The organism is Streptomyces sp. NPDC085596, from assembly GCF_044541565.1.
Lineage (GTDB): Bacteria > Actinomycetota > Actinomycetes > Streptomycetales > Streptomycetaceae > Streptomyces.
Genome location: NZ_JBITTC010000006.1, coordinates 1 through 16,139 on the forward strand (window position 1 = coordinate 1; position 16,139 = coordinate 16,139).

General features: G+C 74.2%; 15 protein-coding genes and 1 rRNA gene. 13 read left to right on the forward strand and 3 right to left on the reverse strand.

Features of this window, described 5'->3' with window-relative positions; all coding sequences use genetic code 11:
• The 3 genes from rrf to ACIGA3_RS18760 form a co-directional block, all read left to right on the forward strand.
• Window positions 1-93: ribosomal RNA gene (rrf, locus tag ACIGA3_RS18750) — 5S ribosomal RNA — on the forward strand; the annotation flags it as partial.
• A gap of 210 nt (window positions 94-303) precedes the next feature.
• Window positions 304-1,779 (forward strand): hypothetical protein, encoded by a 1,476-nt coding sequence (locus ACIGA3_RS18755; protein WP_399717572.1) that lies wholly within the window; start codon window positions 304-306, stop codon window positions 1,777-1,779.
• Window positions 1,671-2,552 carry a hypothetical protein gene (locus ACIGA3_RS18760; RefSeq protein WP_399717575.1) on the forward strand — a complete coding sequence of 294 codons (882 nt, stop codon included), beginning with the start codon at window positions 1,671-1,673 and terminating at the stop codon, window positions 2,550-2,552. The genes ACIGA3_RS18755 and ACIGA3_RS18760 overlap by 109 nt, the downstream gene beginning before the upstream one ends.
• A 96-nt stretch (window positions 2,553-2,648) precedes the next feature.
• On the opposite strand, the gene ACIGA3_RS18765 is transcribed toward ACIGA3_RS18760, so the two are convergent.
• Entirely contained in the window at window positions 2,649-3,932 is a 1,284-nt protein-coding gene (locus ACIGA3_RS18765) for a DUF1015 family protein (protein WP_399716696.1), read from the reverse strand.
• 72 nt (window positions 3,933-4,004) lie between these two features.
• Here ACIGA3_RS18765 and ACIGA3_RS18770 point away from each other — a divergent pair, with 72 nt between their 5' ends.
• From ACIGA3_RS18770 to ACIGA3_RS18785, 4 genes are read left to right on the forward strand one after another with little or no spacing between them, the layout of a single operon-like run.
• Complete coding sequence (locus tag ACIGA3_RS18770; protein WP_399716697.1) at window positions 4,005-5,033, forward strand: HAD hydrolase-like protein; 1,029 nt, start codon at window positions 4,005-4,007, stop codon at window positions 5,031-5,033.
• 58 nt (window positions 5,034-5,091) lie between these two features.
• Window positions 5,092-6,135, forward strand: coding sequence for a FecCD family ABC transporter permease (locus ACIGA3_RS18775; RefSeq protein WP_399716699.1), 1,044 nt, complete (start codon window positions 5,092-5,094; stop codon window positions 6,133-6,135).
• The gene (locus ACIGA3_RS18780) at window positions 6,132-7,178 is read left to right on the forward strand and encodes a FecCD family ABC transporter permease (RefSeq protein ID WP_399716701.1); all 1,047 of its coding nucleotides are present in this window, start codon (window positions 6,132-6,134) and stop codon (window positions 7,176-7,178) included. The genes ACIGA3_RS18775 and ACIGA3_RS18780 overlap by 4 nt, the downstream gene beginning before the upstream one ends.
• Entirely contained in the window at window positions 7,175-8,041 is an 867-nt protein-coding gene (locus tag ACIGA3_RS18785) for an ABC transporter ATP-binding protein (protein ID WP_399716704.1), read from the forward strand. The genes ACIGA3_RS18780 and ACIGA3_RS18785 overlap by 4 nt, the downstream gene beginning before the upstream one ends.
• On the opposite strand, the gene ACIGA3_RS18790 is transcribed toward ACIGA3_RS18785, so the two are convergent.
• A complete protein-coding gene (locus ACIGA3_RS18790) occupies window positions 8,025-8,372 on the reverse strand; it encodes a sterol-binding protein (protein WP_399716707.1) in 348 nt (115 codons plus the stop codon). The two genes, ACIGA3_RS18785 and ACIGA3_RS18790, sit on opposite strands and share 17 nt — an antisense overlap.
• Window positions 8,373-8,414: 42 nt before the next feature.
• Here ACIGA3_RS18790 and ACIGA3_RS18795 point away from each other — a divergent pair, with 42 nt between their 5' ends.
• From ACIGA3_RS18795 to ACIGA3_RS18820, 6 genes are all read left to right on the forward strand, one after another.
• Complete coding sequence (locus ACIGA3_RS18795; RefSeq protein WP_399716708.1) at window positions 8,415-8,666, forward strand: hypothetical protein; 252 nt, start codon at window positions 8,415-8,417, stop codon at window positions 8,664-8,666.
• Between the two features lie 61 nt (window positions 8,667-8,727).
• Window positions 8,728-9,543: a TlyA family RNA methyltransferase gene (locus ACIGA3_RS18800; protein ID WP_399716710.1), complete on the forward strand. Its 816-nt coding sequence runs from the start codon at window positions 8,728-8,730 to the stop codon at window positions 9,541-9,543.
• Window positions 9,540-10,469 (forward strand): NAD kinase, encoded by a 930-nt coding sequence (locus ACIGA3_RS18805; protein ID WP_399716713.1) that lies wholly within the window; start codon window positions 9,540-9,542, stop codon window positions 10,467-10,469. The genes ACIGA3_RS18800 and ACIGA3_RS18805 overlap by 4 nt, the downstream gene beginning before the upstream one ends.
• A gap of 63 nt (window positions 10,470-10,532) precedes the next feature.
• Window positions 10,533-12,266 (forward strand): DNA repair protein RecN, encoded by a 1,734-nt coding sequence (recN, locus tag ACIGA3_RS18810; protein ID WP_399717577.1) that lies wholly within the window; start codon window positions 10,533-10,535, stop codon window positions 12,264-12,266.
• A 9-nt stretch (window positions 12,267-12,275) separates the two neighbouring features.
• Complete coding sequence (locus ACIGA3_RS18815; protein WP_399716715.1) at window positions 12,276-13,031, forward strand: hypothetical protein; 756 nt, start codon at window positions 12,276-12,278, stop codon at window positions 13,029-13,031.
• 295 nt (window positions 13,032-13,326) lie between these two features.
• Window positions 13,327-14,463, forward strand: a complete 1,137-nt coding sequence (locus ACIGA3_RS18820; RefSeq protein ID WP_399716718.1) for a glycosyltransferase family 4 protein — start codon at window positions 13,327-13,329, stop codon at window positions 14,461-14,463.
• A 14-nt stretch (window positions 14,464-14,477) separates the two neighbouring features.
• On the opposite strand, the gene ACIGA3_RS18825 is transcribed toward ACIGA3_RS18820, so the two are convergent.
• On the reverse strand, window positions 14,478-16,103 hold the full coding sequence (locus ACIGA3_RS18825; protein WP_399716721.1) for a PucR family transcriptional regulator: 1,626 nt from the start codon (window positions 16,101-16,103) through the stop codon (window positions 14,478-14,480).
• Window positions 16,104-16,139 lie beyond the last annotated feature (36 nt).

Consider the following 16,139-nt stretch of genomic DNA (forward strand, 5'->3'; position numbering starts at 1 on the left):
ACGCCCGGTTACATATCGAACCCGGAAGCTAAGCCTCACAGCGCCGATGGTACTGCAGGGGGGACCCTGTGGGAGAGTAGGACGCCGCCGAACAATCTTTGGAGGACCCCTGGTCCCAGCGTTCAGCTGGGACCAGGGGTCCTTTTGTTTTTACAATGCTTGTAGTACCCGAAGACAGGAGTCACCCGATGTCCACCAACTCTCCCGACGACCGACCGGAGCGCGATCAGCGGCGACGGGACAGTGGTGACCGCGGTGATCGTGGCGGCTACCGCGGTGGCCCGCCCCGGTCCAACGATCGTGGTGACGACCGCCGTGGTGGTGACCGTCCCTCCTTCCGCCGTGACGACCGAGGTGGCGACCGTGGTGGCGACCGCGGTGACCGTGGCGGCTTCCGCCGCGACGACCGCTCCGGCGACCGCCCCTCCTTCCGTCGCGACGACGACCGCCGTGGCGATGACCGCGGTGGCGCCCGCCGTGACGACAGCCGTGGTGGCGACCGTGGCGGCTTCCGTCGCGACGACCGCTCCGGTAACCGTCCGCCCTTCCGTCGTGATGACAGCCGTGGTGGAGACCGTCCCTCGTTCCGTCGTGACGACAGCCGTGGCGACTTCCGCCGTGACGACAGTCGTGGTGGCGACCGTGGTGGGTTCCGTCGTGACGACCGCTCCGGCGACCGGCCGGCCCCCCGTCGTGATGACAGCCGTGGCGGTGACCGTCCGGCCTTCCGTCGTGACGACAGCCGTGGTGGAGACCGTCCCTCGTTCCGTCGTGACGACAGCCGTGGCGACTTCCGCCGCGACGACCGTCGTGGCGACGACCGTGGCGGCTTCCGGGGCCGTGACGACAACCGTGGTGGCGACCGTGGCGGCTTCCGCCGCGACGACCGCTCCGGCGACCGTCCCCCCTTCCGTCGCGACGACAGCCGTGGCGGCGACCGTCCGCCCTTCCGTCGTGACGACAGCCGTGGCGGTGACCGTCCGCCCTTCCGTCGTGACGACAGCCGTGGCGGTGACCGTCCGCCCTTCCGTCGTGACGACAGCCGTGGTGGTGACCGTCCCTCGTTCCGTCGTGACGACAGCCGTGGCGGCGACCGCCGCGACGACCGTCGTGGCGACGACCGTGGCGGCTTCCGGGGCCGTGACGACAACCGTGGTGGCGACCGTGGCGGCTTCCGTCGCGACGACCGCTCCGGCGACCGTCCCCCCTTCCGTCGCGACGACAGCCGTGGTGGTGACCGTCCCTCGTTCCGTCGTGACGACAGCCGTGGCGGCGACCGCCCGGCCTTCCGCCGTGACGAGCGTTCCGGTGACCGTCCGGCCTTCCGCCGTGACGACAGCCGTGGCGACTTCCGCCGCGACGACCGTCGTGATGACCGCCGTGGCGACGACCGTGGCGGGTTCCGCCGCGACGACCGCTCCGGCGACCGTCCCCCCTTCCGTCGCGACGACAGCCGTGGCGGCGACCGCCCGGCCTTCCGTCGTGACGACAGCCGCGGCGGCGACCGTCCCTCCTTCCGTCGCGACGACCGGGGCGACCGGGGCGACCGTGGCGCGCGGCCGGGTGAGCGTGGCGGGTTCCGTGGCCGGGACGACCGGCGCGGTGACGACCGGCGCGAAGGTGGCCGGTTCCGCGACGAGCGTGACCGTGACCGCGAGCCGATCAAGCGGCTGCCGATCCCCGAGGACGTCACTGGCGACGAGGTCGACAAGGACGTCCGCCAGGAGCTGCAGAGCCTCCCGAAGACGCTCGCGGAGGACGTCGCCAGGAACCTGGTGATGGTCGCGCGGCTCATCGACGAGGACCCTGAGGGTGCCTACGGCTACTCCAGGGTGGCCCTGCGTCTGGCGTCCCGTGTGGCCGCTGTCCGTGAGGCCGCCGGCTTCGCGGCGTACGCCACCCAGAAGTACAGCGAGGCGCTGGCCGAGTTCCGTGCCGCGCGTCGGATGACCGGCAACACCGAGCTGTGGCCCGTGATGGCCGACTGCGAGCGTGGGCTCGGGCGTCCGGAGAAGACGCTGGACATGGCCGGTGCCCCCGAGGTGCAGAAGCTGGACAAGGCCGGCCAGGTCGAGATGCGGCTCGTCGCGGCCGGTGCCCGGCGTGACATGGACCAGCTGGACGCGGCCATCGTGACGCTCCAGAGCGCGGAGCTGGCCTCCAACTCCATCCAGCCCTGGACCGCCCGCCTGCGCTACGCCTACGCGGACGCCCTGCTGGCCGCCGGCCGGGAGAGCGAGGCGCGGGAGTGGTTCGGCAAGGCCGTCGAGGCCGACCGGGACGGCAGCACGGACGCCTCCGACCGGCTCGCCGAGCTGGACGGTGTCGAGTTCGTCGACGCGATGGACGAGGACGACGCCGAGACCGAGACCGTGGTGACGGTCGTGGTCGACGAGGACACGACGACCGACGACGAGTCCGAGGCCGACGAGGCCGACGAGCCTGAGGTCGACGAGTCCGAGGCCGATGAGCCCGAGGCCGCCGAGCCCAAGGTCGTCGAGATCAAGGTCGTCGAGATCAAGGACACTACCGAGCGGAACACCGAGGACTGATCCTCGGCTCCTCGGCGCATGGAAAGCACATGAAAGAAGGGCGGGACCCCAGTGGTCCCGCCCTTTTTTCATGCCCGGAGCCGGCAGGAGCCCGCCTCAGATGTCCACCACCCGCAGCACCAGCCCCGACGCCGGCTTCGGCCCGAAGGACGTCGACTTGCGGGGCATCGTCACGCCCTGGCGGGCCAGCTCGCGTACGACCTCCTCGCGTACCGGGTGCAGGAGCACGGCCGTGCCGCCGCCGCGTTCCGCCTTGCTGACCGTGGCCGCCGTGTCGTGGATGTACGCGATGTGCGCGGGGGAGTCCTCGGGGATGTGCCACACGTGGTCGAGGAGCGCGGTGTGCAGGACCGTCGCGTCCAGGGAACGCCAGGCGGCCGGATGTCCGGCCGGGACCGCGCGGGCCAGCAGGGCCGGGTCCGGGCGGTCCAGCAGGTGGAAGGCGCCGTCGCCCGCCAGCAGGAAGGCGTTGCCCTCGGCGGCCGCTTCGGCGAGCTCCGCCAGCGCCTCGGGCAGCGGTACCGCGAGACGCCGTACCCGGAACAGGTCGCCCACGGCGGCGAGGGCGTCCGCCACCGGCAGGCCGTGCAGCAGGCGGTGGATGGCGCGGACACGGAGCGGATAGCGGGCGGTGTCGACCAGCAGGACCAGTCCCAGGTCCCACGGGCCGGGGGAGGGCTGCTCCGCGCGCAGCAGGCGGTAGGTGGCCCAGCGGTGGTGGCCGTCGGCGATGAGGGCCTGGTGGTGGGCGAGATCCGCCCGTACGAGGGCCAGCTCGGCCGGGTCGGTGAGGCCCCAGAGCCGGTGCCGTACGCCGTCCTCGGTGGTCGTCGTCAGCAGGGGCGGGAGTTTCGCCGTGCGCTCGACGGCCTCGGAGGTGGCGCCGTCGCCGCGGTAGGTCAGCAGCAGGGGTTCCAGGTTGGCGCGGGTGGCGCGCATCAGGCCGGCGCGGTCGGCGACCACCGGCGTCATCACGTCCTCGTGGGGGAGGACGACGCCCTCCTCCGGCTCCGAGACGCGCAGGGCACCGATGACACCGCGCTGGACCAGACCGTCCACGTCCAGCTGCTCGTACACGTACAGGGCGGGGGCCGGGTCGGGGGCGAGGATGCCCTCGGCGAGCCAGCGGCGCAGGGTGTCGGCGGCCTGTTCGTTGCGGATGTCGGGCGTGTCGGCCTGCGGGAGGATCAGCCGGACGATGTTGTACGGGTCGGCGTCCTGGAGGTGGTGCAGGCCGTCCGGGCGTACGACCACGTCGTACGGCGGGGAGGTGACGGAGGCCAGGCTGCCGACCCGTTCGGGGTCGTAACGAAGGCCGCGGAACGGGGTGAGTTCCAGACCTCGGGGCGCCATTGCTTCCGAGTGACCTGCGATGTTCATCCCGGCATCGTACGTGTGCGGGCGGGGTGCGGGATGATCGGGGGAAAGAGCGTCGAACGAGGAGCGATACGGATGAGCCGGAGCGTCAGGACGAGCCCCGAGGGCAGTGAGCGGCCCCTGCACGAGGCGTACGACACGGCGCTGCTCGACCTGGACGGGGTGGTGTACGCGGGTGGCGAGGCCATCGCGCACGCCGTGGACTCGCTGGCCGACGCCCGCGCCGAGGGCATGCACCTCGCGTATGTCACCAACAACGCGCTGCGCACCCCGGACACCGTGGCCGGGCACCTGACCGAGCTGGGCATACCGACCGGCGCCGACGACGTGATCACCTCCGCGCAGGCGGTGGCCCGGCTGATCAGCGAGCAGGTGCCGGCCGGGGCGCGGGTGCTGGTGATCGGCGGCGAGGGGCTGCGGGTGGCGCTGCGCGAGCGCGGGCTGACCCCGGTGGAGTCGGCCGACGACGACCCGGCCGCCGTCGTGCAGGGGTACGGCGGGCCCGACCTGGCGTGGGGGCGGTTCGCGGAGGCGTCGTACGCGGTGGCGCGCGGGGTGCCGTGGTTCGCGTCCAACACCGACCTGACCATTCCGAGCGGGCGGGGCATCGCACCGGGCAACGGCGCGGCCGTGGAGGTCGTACGGATCGCCACCGGTGCCGAGCCGCAGGTGGCGGGCAAGCCGCTGCCCCCGATGCACAAGGAGACCATCCTGCGCACCGGCGCCGAGCGGCCGCTGGTGGTCGGGGACCGGCTGGACACCGACATCGAGGGCGCCTACAACGGCGAGGTCGACTCGCTGCTGGTGCTGACCGGTGTCACCGACGGCGCCCAGCTGCTCGCCGCGCCGCCGCAGCACCGGCCGACCTATGTCGACGCCGACCTGCGCGGCCTGCTCACCGGGCAGCCGGAGGTGGCCGAGGAGGGTGACGGTTTCCGCTGCGGGGGCTGGACCGCCACGGCAGGCTCCGAGCAGCTGGAGCTGTCGGGCGAGGGGTCCGCGCTGGACGGGCTGCGGGCCCTGTGCGCGGCGGCCTGGACGGCGGCCGGTGACGGCTCCTGCGCGCTGGACGCGGAAAAGGCGCTGGCCAGGCTGGGTCTCTGAGGTCTCGCACGCATCGGCGGGATCGAGATCAAATAGGAGGATAGGCTAACCTAACCGCGTGTTGGTCGAGAGTCCTCCGGAACAGCGCGCGGAAACCGCCCCCGCGCCCCCGAAGCGACGGCTGGTGCGTGCCCTCGGGCTGCTCCTGGCCGTCGTGCTCCTGGCGTTCGTCGCCATGGCGAGTATCGGCGTCGGCGCCAAATCGCTGGCGCCGGACCTGATCTGGCACGGGTTGTTCCACGACAGCGGCACCTACGCCGACATCGTCGTGCGGGACCGGATCTCCCGGACCGTCCTCGGTCTGCTGGCCGGGGCCGCGTTCGGGCTGTCCGGCTCGGTGCTCCAGGCGCTCACCCGCAACCCGCTGGCCGACCCCGGTCTGCTCGGCATCAACGCGGGCGCCTCCGCCGCCGTCGTCACCGCCATCACCTTCTTCGGCGTGACCTCGCTGAGCGGCTATGTGTGGTTCGCGTTCGCCGGTGCGGCCGCCGTGGGCGCGCTGGTCTGGTTCCTCGGCGGCAGCCGGGGCGCCACCCCGGTACGCCTCGCGCTGGCCGGCACCGCGATCGCCGCCGCGCTGTACGGCTACCTCCAGGCCGTGATGATCCTGGACGACGAGGCGCTGTCCCGGATGCGCTTCTGGACGGTCGGCTCGCTGGACTCCGCGAACGACCGGACCATCGTCCAGGTGCTGCCGTTCCTGGTGGCCGGCATGGTCCTCTCGCTCGCCCTGGCCCGGCCGCTGAACGCCATGGAGATGGGCGACGACACCGCCCGCGCGCTCGGCGCCCACCTGGGCCGCACCCGCGCGCTGGCCATGCTCGCCGCGACCGTGCTGTGCGGCGCCGCGACCGCCGCCTGCGGCCCGATCATGTTCGTCGGTCTGATGGTGCCGCACGTGGTGCGCTCTTTCACCGGGCCCGACCTGCGCTGGATTCTGCCGTACGCCGCCGTGCTGTCGCCCGTGCTGCTGCTCGGCGCCGACATCATCGGCCGGCTCGTCGCCCGGCCCGCCGAGATCCAGGTCGGCATCATCACCGCGCTCATCGGCGGCCCGGTCTTCATCTTTCTCGTACGACGGCGGAGGACGGCCCAGCTGTGAAGACACTCTCCCGGAGCCGTGCGGTACGCACCCCCGGCGGGCTCTCGCTGCGCCTGGACCTCCGTTCCCTCATCGTCGTCGTCCTCCTGCTTCTCGCCGTGCTCGCCGCGGGCGTGGCGCTGATCGGCACCGGCGACGCCCACATACCCGCGACCGACGTGCTGCGGACCCTCGTCGGCGACGGCAACCCGTACCAGGACTTCATCGTCAACGAGCTGCGGCTGCCCCGGCTGCTGGTCGGGCTGCTGGTCGGCGCGTCGCTGGGGCTCGGCGGGGCGCTGTTCCAGTCGATCTCGCGCAACCCGCTCGGCAGCCCCGATGTGCTCGGCCTCTCCCAGGGCTCGACCGCGGGCGCCCTGGTGATGATCGTGCTGTTCTCCGGCAGCGCCACCGCCGTGACCGTCGGCGCGCTCGTCGGCGGCCTGGTCACCGGCATCGGCATCTACCTGCTCGCCTGGAAGCAGGGCGTGCACGGATACCGGCTGGTCCTGGTCGGCATCGGCGTCTCCGCCGTCCTCACCGCCGTCAACGGCTACCTGATCACCAAGGCCGACATGGTCGACGCCGCCCGCGCGGTGGTGTGGATGACCGGTTCCCTCAGCGGCCGGGACTGGACCCAGGTCTGGCCCCTGCTGATCCTGTGCGCGGTCCTCGTCCCGCTGGTCCTCGTCAACGGGCGGGGCCTCAGGATGCTGGAGATGGGCGACGACGTGGCCCACGCCCTCGGGGTGCGGGTGCACCGGGTGCGGCTGGTGCTGATGGTGTGCGCCGTACTGCTCACCGCCGCCGCCACCGCCGCCGCGGGCCCCGTCGGCTTCGTCGCCCTCACCGCGCCGCAGCTCGCCCGCCGCCTGACCCGCTCGCCGGGACCCAACCTCGTGCCGTCCCTGTGCATGGGCGCCGCCCTGCTGGTCACCGCCGACTGGATCTGCCAGCGCGTCTTCGGCGCCGACCAGCTGCCCGTCGGCGTGGTCACCGGCGTCGTCGGCGGCGCCTACCTGCTGTGGCTGCTGGTCAGCGAGCGCCGGGCGGGGCGGGTATGAGCGCCGAAGCCAGCGGACTGAAGTCGAACACCTCTAGGAGCACCAGCACCGTGAACCGCCTGTCCGCCGAGAACGTCACCCTCGCCTACGAACAGCGCGTCATCGCCGAACGGCTGTCGGTGGAGATACCCGACAACTCCTTCACCGTCATCGTCGGCCCCAACGCCTGCGGCAAGTCCACCCTGCTGCGGGCGCTGTCCCGGATGCTGAAGCCGGCCGAGGGCCAGGTGCTGCTCGACGGACAGGCCATCCAGTCGCTGCCCGCCAAGAAGGTCGCCCGCACTCTCGGTCTGCTCCCGCAGTCCTCCATCGCGCCCGACGGCATCACCGTGGCCGACCTGGTCGGCCGGGGCCGCTACCCGCACCAGGGGCTGCTGCGCCAGTGGTCGGCCGAGGACGAGCGGGTCGTGAACGAGTCCATGGCCCAGACCGGCGTCACCGAACTCGCCGAGCGGTACGTGGACGAACTGTCCGGCGGCCAGCGCCAGCGCGTCTGGATCGCCATGGCCCTCGCCCAGCAGACCCCGCTGCTGCTCCTGGACGAGCCGACCACCTACCTCGACATCCAGCACCAGATCGACGTCCTCGACCTGTGCGCCGAGCTGCACGAGACCCAGGGCCGCACCCTCGTCGCCGTCCTGCACGACCTCAACCACGCCGCGCGCTACGCCACCCACCTCATCGCCCTGCGCGACGGCGAGGTCATCGCCGAGGGCGCGCCGACGGAGATCGTCACCGCCGACCTGGTCGAGCGGGTCTTCGGGCTGCGCTGCCAGGTCATCGACGACCCCGAGACCGGGACCCCGCTGGTCGTACCCGCCGCCCGCAAGGCGCGGACGGCGAAGGTCACAGCAGCTTCCTGAGCCGGAACAGATCCATCAGGGCCGCCTCCAGCCGGATGCGGCCCGAGCCCCAGGCGGTGGCGAAGTTCAGCTCGCCGTCCACCAGGGCCACCAGGTCGTCCCCGGCCAGGGCCAGCCGGATCTGGGCCCGCTCCCTGGGCGGGCCCGGCAGGGTCTCGGCCACCTCGATCCGGCCGCCTCTCATGCGCCCGGCGAAGGTGACGTCCAGGTCGGTGACATGGCAGCTCACCGAGCGGTCCAGCGCGGCGGCCGCGCCGACGTCGCCCTCGGCGCCGCTCATGCTGTCCGAAAGCTTCTCCAGTGCCGTACGGCACTCCTCGATCGTGGCCATCGCGCACGACGGTACCCCAGCGGTTCGCGGTAGCGTCTGGGCATGAGCGAGTCCGCGCCCGAGTCCGCGTCCCAGGCCGAGGCCGTCAGCCCCGACGCCCCGGCGCCCCTGGCCGTCCCCCGCACCCCCACCGGGGACGCCGGGGTCGACGCCCGCCTGGCCCGGCTGGCCGACGCCGACCACCTGCCCACCGACGGACACCTCGGCGTGTACGAGGATGTACACCGGGGGCTGCGCGACGCGCTCGACGCGCTCGACACCCGCCCGGACCATCCGGCACCCGCCCCCCGGTGAGGCCCAGGGCCGCACCGCCCGTACCAAGAGCACGAAGCACTGAGCAGGAGCTGAACCGAACGTGGCAGGAGTCGCACGCCGCCGTCTGGACGCGGAACTGGTCCGCCGTAAGCTGGCGCGCTCGCGCGAGCACGCCAGCCAGCTGATCGCCGCCGGACGGGTCACCGTCGGCAAGACCGTGGCGACCAAGCCGGCCACCCAGGTGGAGACCGCCGCCGCGATCGTGGTCCTGAAGGACGACACCGAGCCCGACTACGTCTCCCGCGGCGGCCACAAGCTCGCCGGCGCCCTCGCCGCGTTCGTCCCCGAGGGCCTGGTGGTCGAGGGGCGGCGCGCCCTGGACGCGGGCGCCTCCACCGGCGGCTTCACCGACGTCCTGCTGCGCGCGGGCGCCGCCCAGGTCGTCGCCGTGGACGTCGGATACGGACAACTCGCCTGGTCTCTCCGGAACGATGAACGGGTCACCGTCAAGGACCGTACGAACGTACGCGAGTTGACGCTCGAGGGGATCGACGGGAAACCGGTGGACCTGGTGGTGGGGGATCTGTCCTTCATCCCGCTGGGTCTGGTGCTGCCCGCCCTCAAGCGGTGCGTGACGCCGGACGCCGATCTGGTGATGATGGTCAAACCGCAGTTCGAGGTGGGTAAGGAACGGCTGGGCAGTGGGGGTGTCGTACGGAGTCCGCAGCTGCGGGCGGACGCCGTGCGCGGGGTGGCCGGTAAGGCGTGGGAGCTGGGTCTCGGGGTGCGAGGAGTCACCGCGAGTCCGCTGCCGGGCCCGTCCGGCAACGTCGAGTACTTTCTCTGGCTGCGTGCCGGAGCCCCCGAGATCGACCCGGCCGACATCGATCGTGCAGTGGCGGAGGGGCCGCGTTGACACAGAACCGAGCGCGTACTGTTTTCCTGCTCGCCCACACCGGGCGTCCCGCGGCGATCCGCAGCGCGGAACTCGTGGTCAAGGGACTGCTGAGGTCCGGCATCGGGGTGCGGGTGCTGGAGGAGGAGGCGCGCGATCTGCCGCTGCCGGGGGAGCCAGGAGGGGTAGTACTCGTCAAGGAGGCGACACCGCAGTCACTCGACGGCTGCGAACTGCTCATCGTCCTCGGCGGTGACGGCACCCTGCTGCGCGGCGCCGAGTTCGCCCGCGCCTCCGGGGTGCCGATGCTCGGCGTCAACCTCGGCAGCGTCGGCTTCCTCGCCGAGGCCGAGCGGGACGACCTGGACCGGGTCGTCGACCGGGTGGTGGCCCGCTCCTACGAGGTCGAGGAGCGCATGACCATCGACGTGGTCGTGCACCGCAACGGCGACATCGTGCACACCGACTGGGCGCTGAACGAGGCGGCCGTGCAGAAGGTGTCCGCCGAGAAGATGCTCGAAGTGGTGCTGGAGATCGACGGCCGGCCGGTCACCGCGTTCGGCTGCGACGGCATCGTGCTCTCCACACCCACCGGCTCCACCGCCTACGCGTTCTCCGCCGGGGGACCGGTGGTGTGGCCCGAGGTGGAGGCGCTGCTCATGGTGCCGATCAGCGCGCACGCCCTGTTCGCCAAGCCGCTGGTCACCTCCCCCGACTCGGTCCTCGCGGTCGAGGTGCTCCCGCACGTCCCGTCGGGCGTGCTGTGGTGCGACGGCCGCCGCACCATCGAGCTGCCGCCCGGCGCGCGGGTCGAGGTCCGGCGCGGCGCGGTGCCTGTCCGCCTCGCCCGGCTGCACCACGCCTCCTTCACCGACCGGCTGGTGGCGAAGTTCGCCCTGCCCACCACCGGCTGGCGCGGAGCCCGGCAGGACCACTCCGCGGAGTGACAGGGGCGGCCCGTGTGCGCCGCGCGCCCCGGACCTCGTAAGGTCTGTTCCGTGTTGGAGGAGATGCGGATACGGTCGCTCGGGGTCATCGACGACGCCGTGGTCGAGCTGTCGCCGGGGTTCACCGCGGTCACCGGTGAGACCGGCGCGGGCAAGACCATGGTGGTCACCAGCCTCGGGCTGCTGCTCGGCGGGCGCGCCGACCCGGCGCTCGTGCGGATCGGCGCGGGCAAGGCGGTGGTGGAGGGGCGGATCGCCCTGGCCGCCGGCTCCCCCGCCGTCGTACGCGCCGAGGAGGCCGGGGCCGAGCTGGACGACGGCGCCCTGCTGATCAGCCGTACCGTCTCCGCCGAGGGCCGCTCCCGCGCGCATCTCGGCGGGCGCAGCGTGCCCGTGGGGCTGCTCGCCGAGCTGGCCGACGAACTGGTGGCCGTGCACGGCCAGACCGACCAGCAGGGCCTGCTGAAGCTGTCCCGGCAGCGGCAGGCCCTGGACCGGTACGCGGGCGAGGCCGTCGCCGGGCCGCTGGCCGTGTACACCGAGGCGTACCGGCGGCTGCGGGCCGTCGTCGTCGAGCTGGACGAGATCGTCACCCGGGCCCGCGAGCGCGCCCAGGAAGCCGACCTGCTGCGCTACGGCCTGGACGAGATCGCCGCCGTCGAGCCGCGCGCCGGGGAGGACACCGAACTCGCCGAGGAGGCGGACCGGCTCGGGCACGCCGAGGCGCTGGCCGCCGCGGCCGCCGCCGCGCACGCCGCCCTCGCGGGCAACCCCGAGGACCCGGAGGGCATCGACGCGGCCACCCTGGTCGCGGGCGCCCACCGGGCACTGGAGGCGGTCCGCGCCCACGACCCGGCGCTGGCCGCGCTCACCGACCGGATCGGGGAGATCGGCATCCTCCTCGGGGACGTAGCCGGTGAGCTGGCGGGATACGCCGACGACCTGGACGCCGACCCGCTGCGGCTGGCCGCCGTGGAGGAGCGCCGGGCCGCCCTGACCGCGCTGACCCGCAAGTACGGCGAGGACATCGGCGCCGTGCTGGCCTGGGGCGAGCAGGGCGCCGCCCGGCTGACCGAGCTGGACGGCGACGACGAGCGGATCGGCGAACTCACCGCCGAGCGCGACGCCCTGGGCGTCGAACTGGGCGCGCTCGCCGAGGCGTTGACGAAGGCCCGTACGGAGGCCGCCGAGCGGTTCGCCGCCGCCGTCACCGCCGAACTTGCTTCCCTGGCGATGCCGCACGCCCGCGTCTCCTTCGACATCCGGCAGACCGAGGACCCCGACGGCGTCGAGGCCGGCGGCCGCAGGGTCGCCTACGGGCCCACCGGCGTGGACGAGGTCGAGCTGCTGCTCGCCCCGCACCCCGGCGCCCCGCCCCGGCCCATCGCCAAGGGCGCCTCCGGCGGTGAGCTGTCCCGCGTGATGCTCGCCGTGGAGGTGGTGTTCGCGGGCACCGACCCCGTGCCGACGTACCTCTTCGACGAGGTCGACGCCGGGGTCGGCGGCAAGGCGGCCGTGGAGATCGGGCGGCGCCTGGCGAAGCTCGCCCGCACCGCCCAGGTCGTCGTGGTCACCCACCTGCCGCAGGTCGCCGCGTTCGCCGACCGGCAGCTGCTGGTGGAGAAGACCAACGACGGCTCGGTCACCCGGTCCGGGGTGAAGGTCCTGGAGGGTGAGGACCGCGTCCGCGAGCTGTCCCGGATGCTGGCCGGCCAGGAGGACTCCGAGGCGGCCCGCGCCCACGCGGAGGAACTCCTCGCCACGGCCCGCGCGGAGGACCAGACCACCCGTCACTAGGCTGGGCGGATGACGATACGCACCGGCCGCGCCGCCGCCCTGCTCACCTCCGCCCTGCTCACCCGGGGGCTGACGGCGGCGCTCCGGGACCGCGCGCCGGGCGGCCGGGCCCGCTGGGAGCGGAAGAACCACGCCGGGCGCACCGTCGAGCTGTACGCCGGGCCCGCGAGCGCCGCCGCCACCGCGCTCGCCGCCGCCCGGGTCCACCCGGCGGCCGGGCTCGCCGTACTCGCCGCCGGGGCCTGCGGGGCGTACGACGACATCGCCGGTGCCGACGACCCCCGCCGGGGCTTCCGCGCCCACCTCGGCGCCCTGCGTACGGGCGAAGTCACCTCCGGCGCGGTCAAGTTGCTCGGCATCTCCGCCGCCGCGCTGGCCGCCGGGACCCTGCTGAAGGAGCGGCCGCTCGACCGGCTGCTCGCGGGCGTCGTCATCGCGGGCGCCGCGCACACCGCCAACCTGCTCGACGTACGCCCCGGCCGCGCGGCGGGCGCCGTGCTCGCGCTCGCGCTGCCCGGCCTCGCCCGGAGCGGACCGGGCGGCGCGCTGGCCGCCGTCGCGGCGGGCGGGGCCGCAGCCGTGCTCCCGGAGGACCTGGGGGAGCGGGCCATGCTCGGCGACACCGGAGCGCACGCCCTGGGCGCGGCGCTCGGCACCGCCGTCGCGCTGGCCAACCGGCGCGCGGGCCTCCTCGTCCACGCCGCCGCCGTGGTCGCCGCCACCGTGTGCGGGGACCGGGTCACCGCCTGGGCGCGGGCCCTGTGAGCCGCTGACCTCGCGGTACGCGCCCGGCGCGGCTCCGCCGGGCCGACGGCCGCTCTCACTCGTACGGGTGAGATGCGCCGGCGCATTGCCACCGCGCGCGGCCTCCCGGGTCCGCCGGTATTTCCCGGAACAGCCGTACGTACTGGCATGCTTGACGGTGTGCCGCCTCCGGGCGGCGGCCCCGCGCGGCCCGCCGTACCCCGCTTCCGCCGTTTCGCCGTTCGCTACCTTCTGTACGTCCCCCAGTCCCTCATGCCCCGCCCCTCCCCGCCCCGAATCAGGAGCCCCGGCCTTCGTGAGCCCCGTGAGCAGCAACGCCCCGCACGGCCGGTCCTCGCTGCGCACCGTGCAGGTGCTCGGCGGCGGCAACGCCGGGAGCAGCGCCCATGTGCGCTCACTGGCCGAGGGACTGGTCGCGCGGGGCGTGCGGGTCACCGTGTGCGCCCCGGTGGAGGCCGACCACGCCTACGACTTCCGGGGCACCGGCGCCGACCATGTGTCCGTGCCCCGCAGCAGCGACCCGGCGGCCGTGGGCCGGCTCCGGGCGGCCTGCGCGGACGCCGACCTGGTGCACGCGCACGGGCTGCACGCCTCCTTCCGCGCCGCGCTGGCCCTCGGCGGACGCACCACCCCGCTGGTCGTCACCTGGCACGACCGGGCGCACGCCGAGGGCGCGCGGGCGCGTCTGCTGCGGCTGCTGGAGCGGCGCGTGGCGCGGACGGCCGCCGTGGTCCTCGGCACCAGTTCCGCCCTGGTCGACCGGGCCCGCCGCACCGGCGCGCGCGACGCCCGGCTCGGCGCGATGGCCCTGCCCGGCCGCCCCCGGCCCGCCGCGTCGGAGGACCCGGACCGGCCCTCGGCCAAGCTCCGCGCCGAACTCGGCGCCACCGACCGCCCGTTGCTCCTCACCGTCGGCTCCCTCGACCGGCACCGCGGCTACGACGTCCTGCTGGACGCCGCCCGCGTCTGGCGCGGCCTCGACCCGCAGCCGCTGACCCTGATCGCGGGCGAGGGCCCCCTCCGCCCCGAGCTGCAACAACGCATCACGGACGAGGAGTTGCCCGTCCGGCTGCTCGGCGTGCGCGACGACGTCCCCGACCTGCTCGCGGCCGCCGACCTCGCCCTGCTCACCAGCCGCTGGGAGTCCCGCCCCCTCCTCGCCCAGGAGGCCCTGCACGCCCGCGTCCCCCTGATCGCCACCGCGGTCGGCGGCATCCCGGACCTGGTCGGCGACGCCGCCGAACTCGTCCCCTACGGCGACCCCCGCGCCCTCGCCGACACCGTCACCCGCCTCCTCGCCGATCCCGAACGCCGCGAACAGCTCACCGAGCGCGGCACCCGACAGGCGGCCGGCTGGCCGACCGAGGACGAGACGATCGCCCAAGTCCTGAGCATCTACGATGAGTTGACCCAGCCGCTGGCGCTGCTCTAGTCGCCTCAGGTGCTCTAGTCGACGTGCCGCCGGGCGCGCAATGCCAGGCTCAATGCCAGTACCGTCTGCGGGTCGTCGAGGTCGGTGTTCAGCAACTCGCCTATGCGGGCCAGGCGGTTGTAGAGGGTCTGGCGGTTGAGGTGGAGTTCGCGGGCGGTCTCCGCCTTGCGGCCCGCGTGGGCGAGGTAGGTTTCCAGGGTGGGGAGCAGCGGCGGCTTGGCGCGGCGGTCGTGTGCGCGCAGCGGGCCGAGCGCCCGGTCCACGAACGCCGCCAGGTCCGGGTGGTCGCGCAGCCGCCACAGCAGCAGGTCGGTGTCGAGGCGGCGGGCGTCGTACCAGGGCTGGTCGGTCAGGCCCTGCGCGGCCGTCGCCGTCTCCGCCGCGTGCCGCAGCCCCGCCGAGGCCGCCGCCCAGCCGCCCGCAAGCCCCACCACCACGACCGGCGGCCGGGCACCCGGCCGGACCATCCCGGCCCGCTCCGCGCCCGCCCGCAGCGCAGCCGCCACCCGGTTCGCGACCGGAGCCCTGTCGCCCGCCGAGCGCAGCCCCACCAGCACCGGCACCCGGCCCTCCACCGGCCGTACCCCTAGCAGCACCGGCACCCCCACCGACGCCAGTTCCTCCCCGACCGCCCGCGCCAGCACCGCCCAGCCCCCCGCCGGGGACAGCGCGTCCCCCACCCGCATCACCACCGGCAGCAGCGGACCGTCACCCGGCCGGAACCCCAGCACACGGGCCTGCGCCGGAGCGTCCCCGGCCCGCACCCGGCCCTCGGCGAGATCGGTCAGGAAGTCGCCCCGGCCACGTGCTGCCAGCTCCTCCTCCTGCCGGGCCTGCATCAGCACCACCGCCACGGTCCCCGCCGCCCGCTCGGCCGCGATCCGGTGCACCGGAGCCAGCGGCGCCCCGACCGGCAGCAGCACCAGCCGCGCCCGCACCCCGCCCGCCCCGGCCCCGCCGCCCGGCACATCCACCAGCAGCGCACCCGACGGCGGCGGCTCCGCCCGGTGCTGACCGCGCAGCCCCTCCCACACCTGCAAGGGGTCCGTCCCCTCGGGGCCCGGCCCGGCCGCGTACAGCAGGCGGCCGTCCGCCGTCTCCAGGAACACCGGGTTGGCGCAGAAGTCCGCGAGGATGGAGAGCAGTTGCGGCACCCCGCCCCCGCCGAGCAGCGCCTCCGTACAGCGCCGGTGCACGTCCTCCGCCCGCTGGAGCAGCGCGTAGTGACCGTTGACGATCTCGGTGTGGATCTCCTCGGTGACCGTCACGAACGGCACCTCGCGGTGCAGTTGGACCAGCGGCAGCCCCGTCGCCCGCGCGGTGTCCACCAGGGCGGCCGGCAGCCGGGTGAAGCGCTGGCCCAGCTCCACCACCAGCGCGGCGATGTCCCGCTCGGCCAGCGTTCGCACGAACGCCCGCTGCTCGGCCGGGCGCGTGCCCAGTCCGTACCCGGTGGTCAGCAGCAGTTCGCCGCCCTTGAGGAGCGAGGCGATGTGCGGGACCTCGCCCGCGTGCACCCAGCGCACGACCCGCTCCAGCCGGTCCTCGCCCGCCAGGACCTCCGGGAGTCCCCCGCGCAGCCCGGGCAGCTCCAGCGCCCGCCGCACGGTGATCCCGCCGCCCTCTGTCCCGGTGCCCATGGCCCGGACGCTACCCGCCTGACCTCGTACGGAACA

Bases quoted from the DNA above. Each gene is read 5' to 3' on its own strand.
- ACIGA3_RS18765 (WP_399716696.1), bottom strand. From the start codon at position 3,932: ATGAACATCGCAGGTCACTCGGAAGCAATGGCGCCCCGAGGTCTGGAA.
- ACIGA3_RS18770 (WP_399716697.1), top strand. From the start codon at position 4,005: ATGAGCCGGAGCGTCAGGACGAGCCCCGAGGGCAGTGAGCGGCCCCTG.
- ACIGA3_RS18785 (WP_399716704.1), top strand. From the start codon at position 7,175: ATGAGCGCCGAAGCCAGCGGACTGAAGTCGAACACCTCTAGGAGCACC.
- ACIGA3_RS18790 (WP_399716707.1), bottom strand. From the start codon at position 8,372: ATGGCCACGATCGAGGAGTGCCGTACGGCACTGGAGAAGCTTTCGGAC.
- ACIGA3_RS18795 (WP_399716708.1), top strand. From the start codon at position 8,415: ATGAGCGAGTCCGCGCCCGAGTCCGCGTCCCAGGCCGAGGCCGTCAGC.
- recN (WP_399717577.1), top strand. From the start codon at position 10,533: ATGCGGATACGGTCGCTCGGGGTCATCGACGACGCCGTGGTCGAGCTG.
- ACIGA3_RS18815 (WP_399716715.1), top strand. From the start codon at position 12,276: ATGACGATACGCACCGGCCGCGCCGCCGCCCTGCTCACCTCCGCCCTG.
- ACIGA3_RS18825 (WP_399716721.1), bottom strand. From the start codon at position 16,103: ATGGGCACCGGGACAGAGGGCGGCGGGATCACCGTGCGGCGGGCGCTG.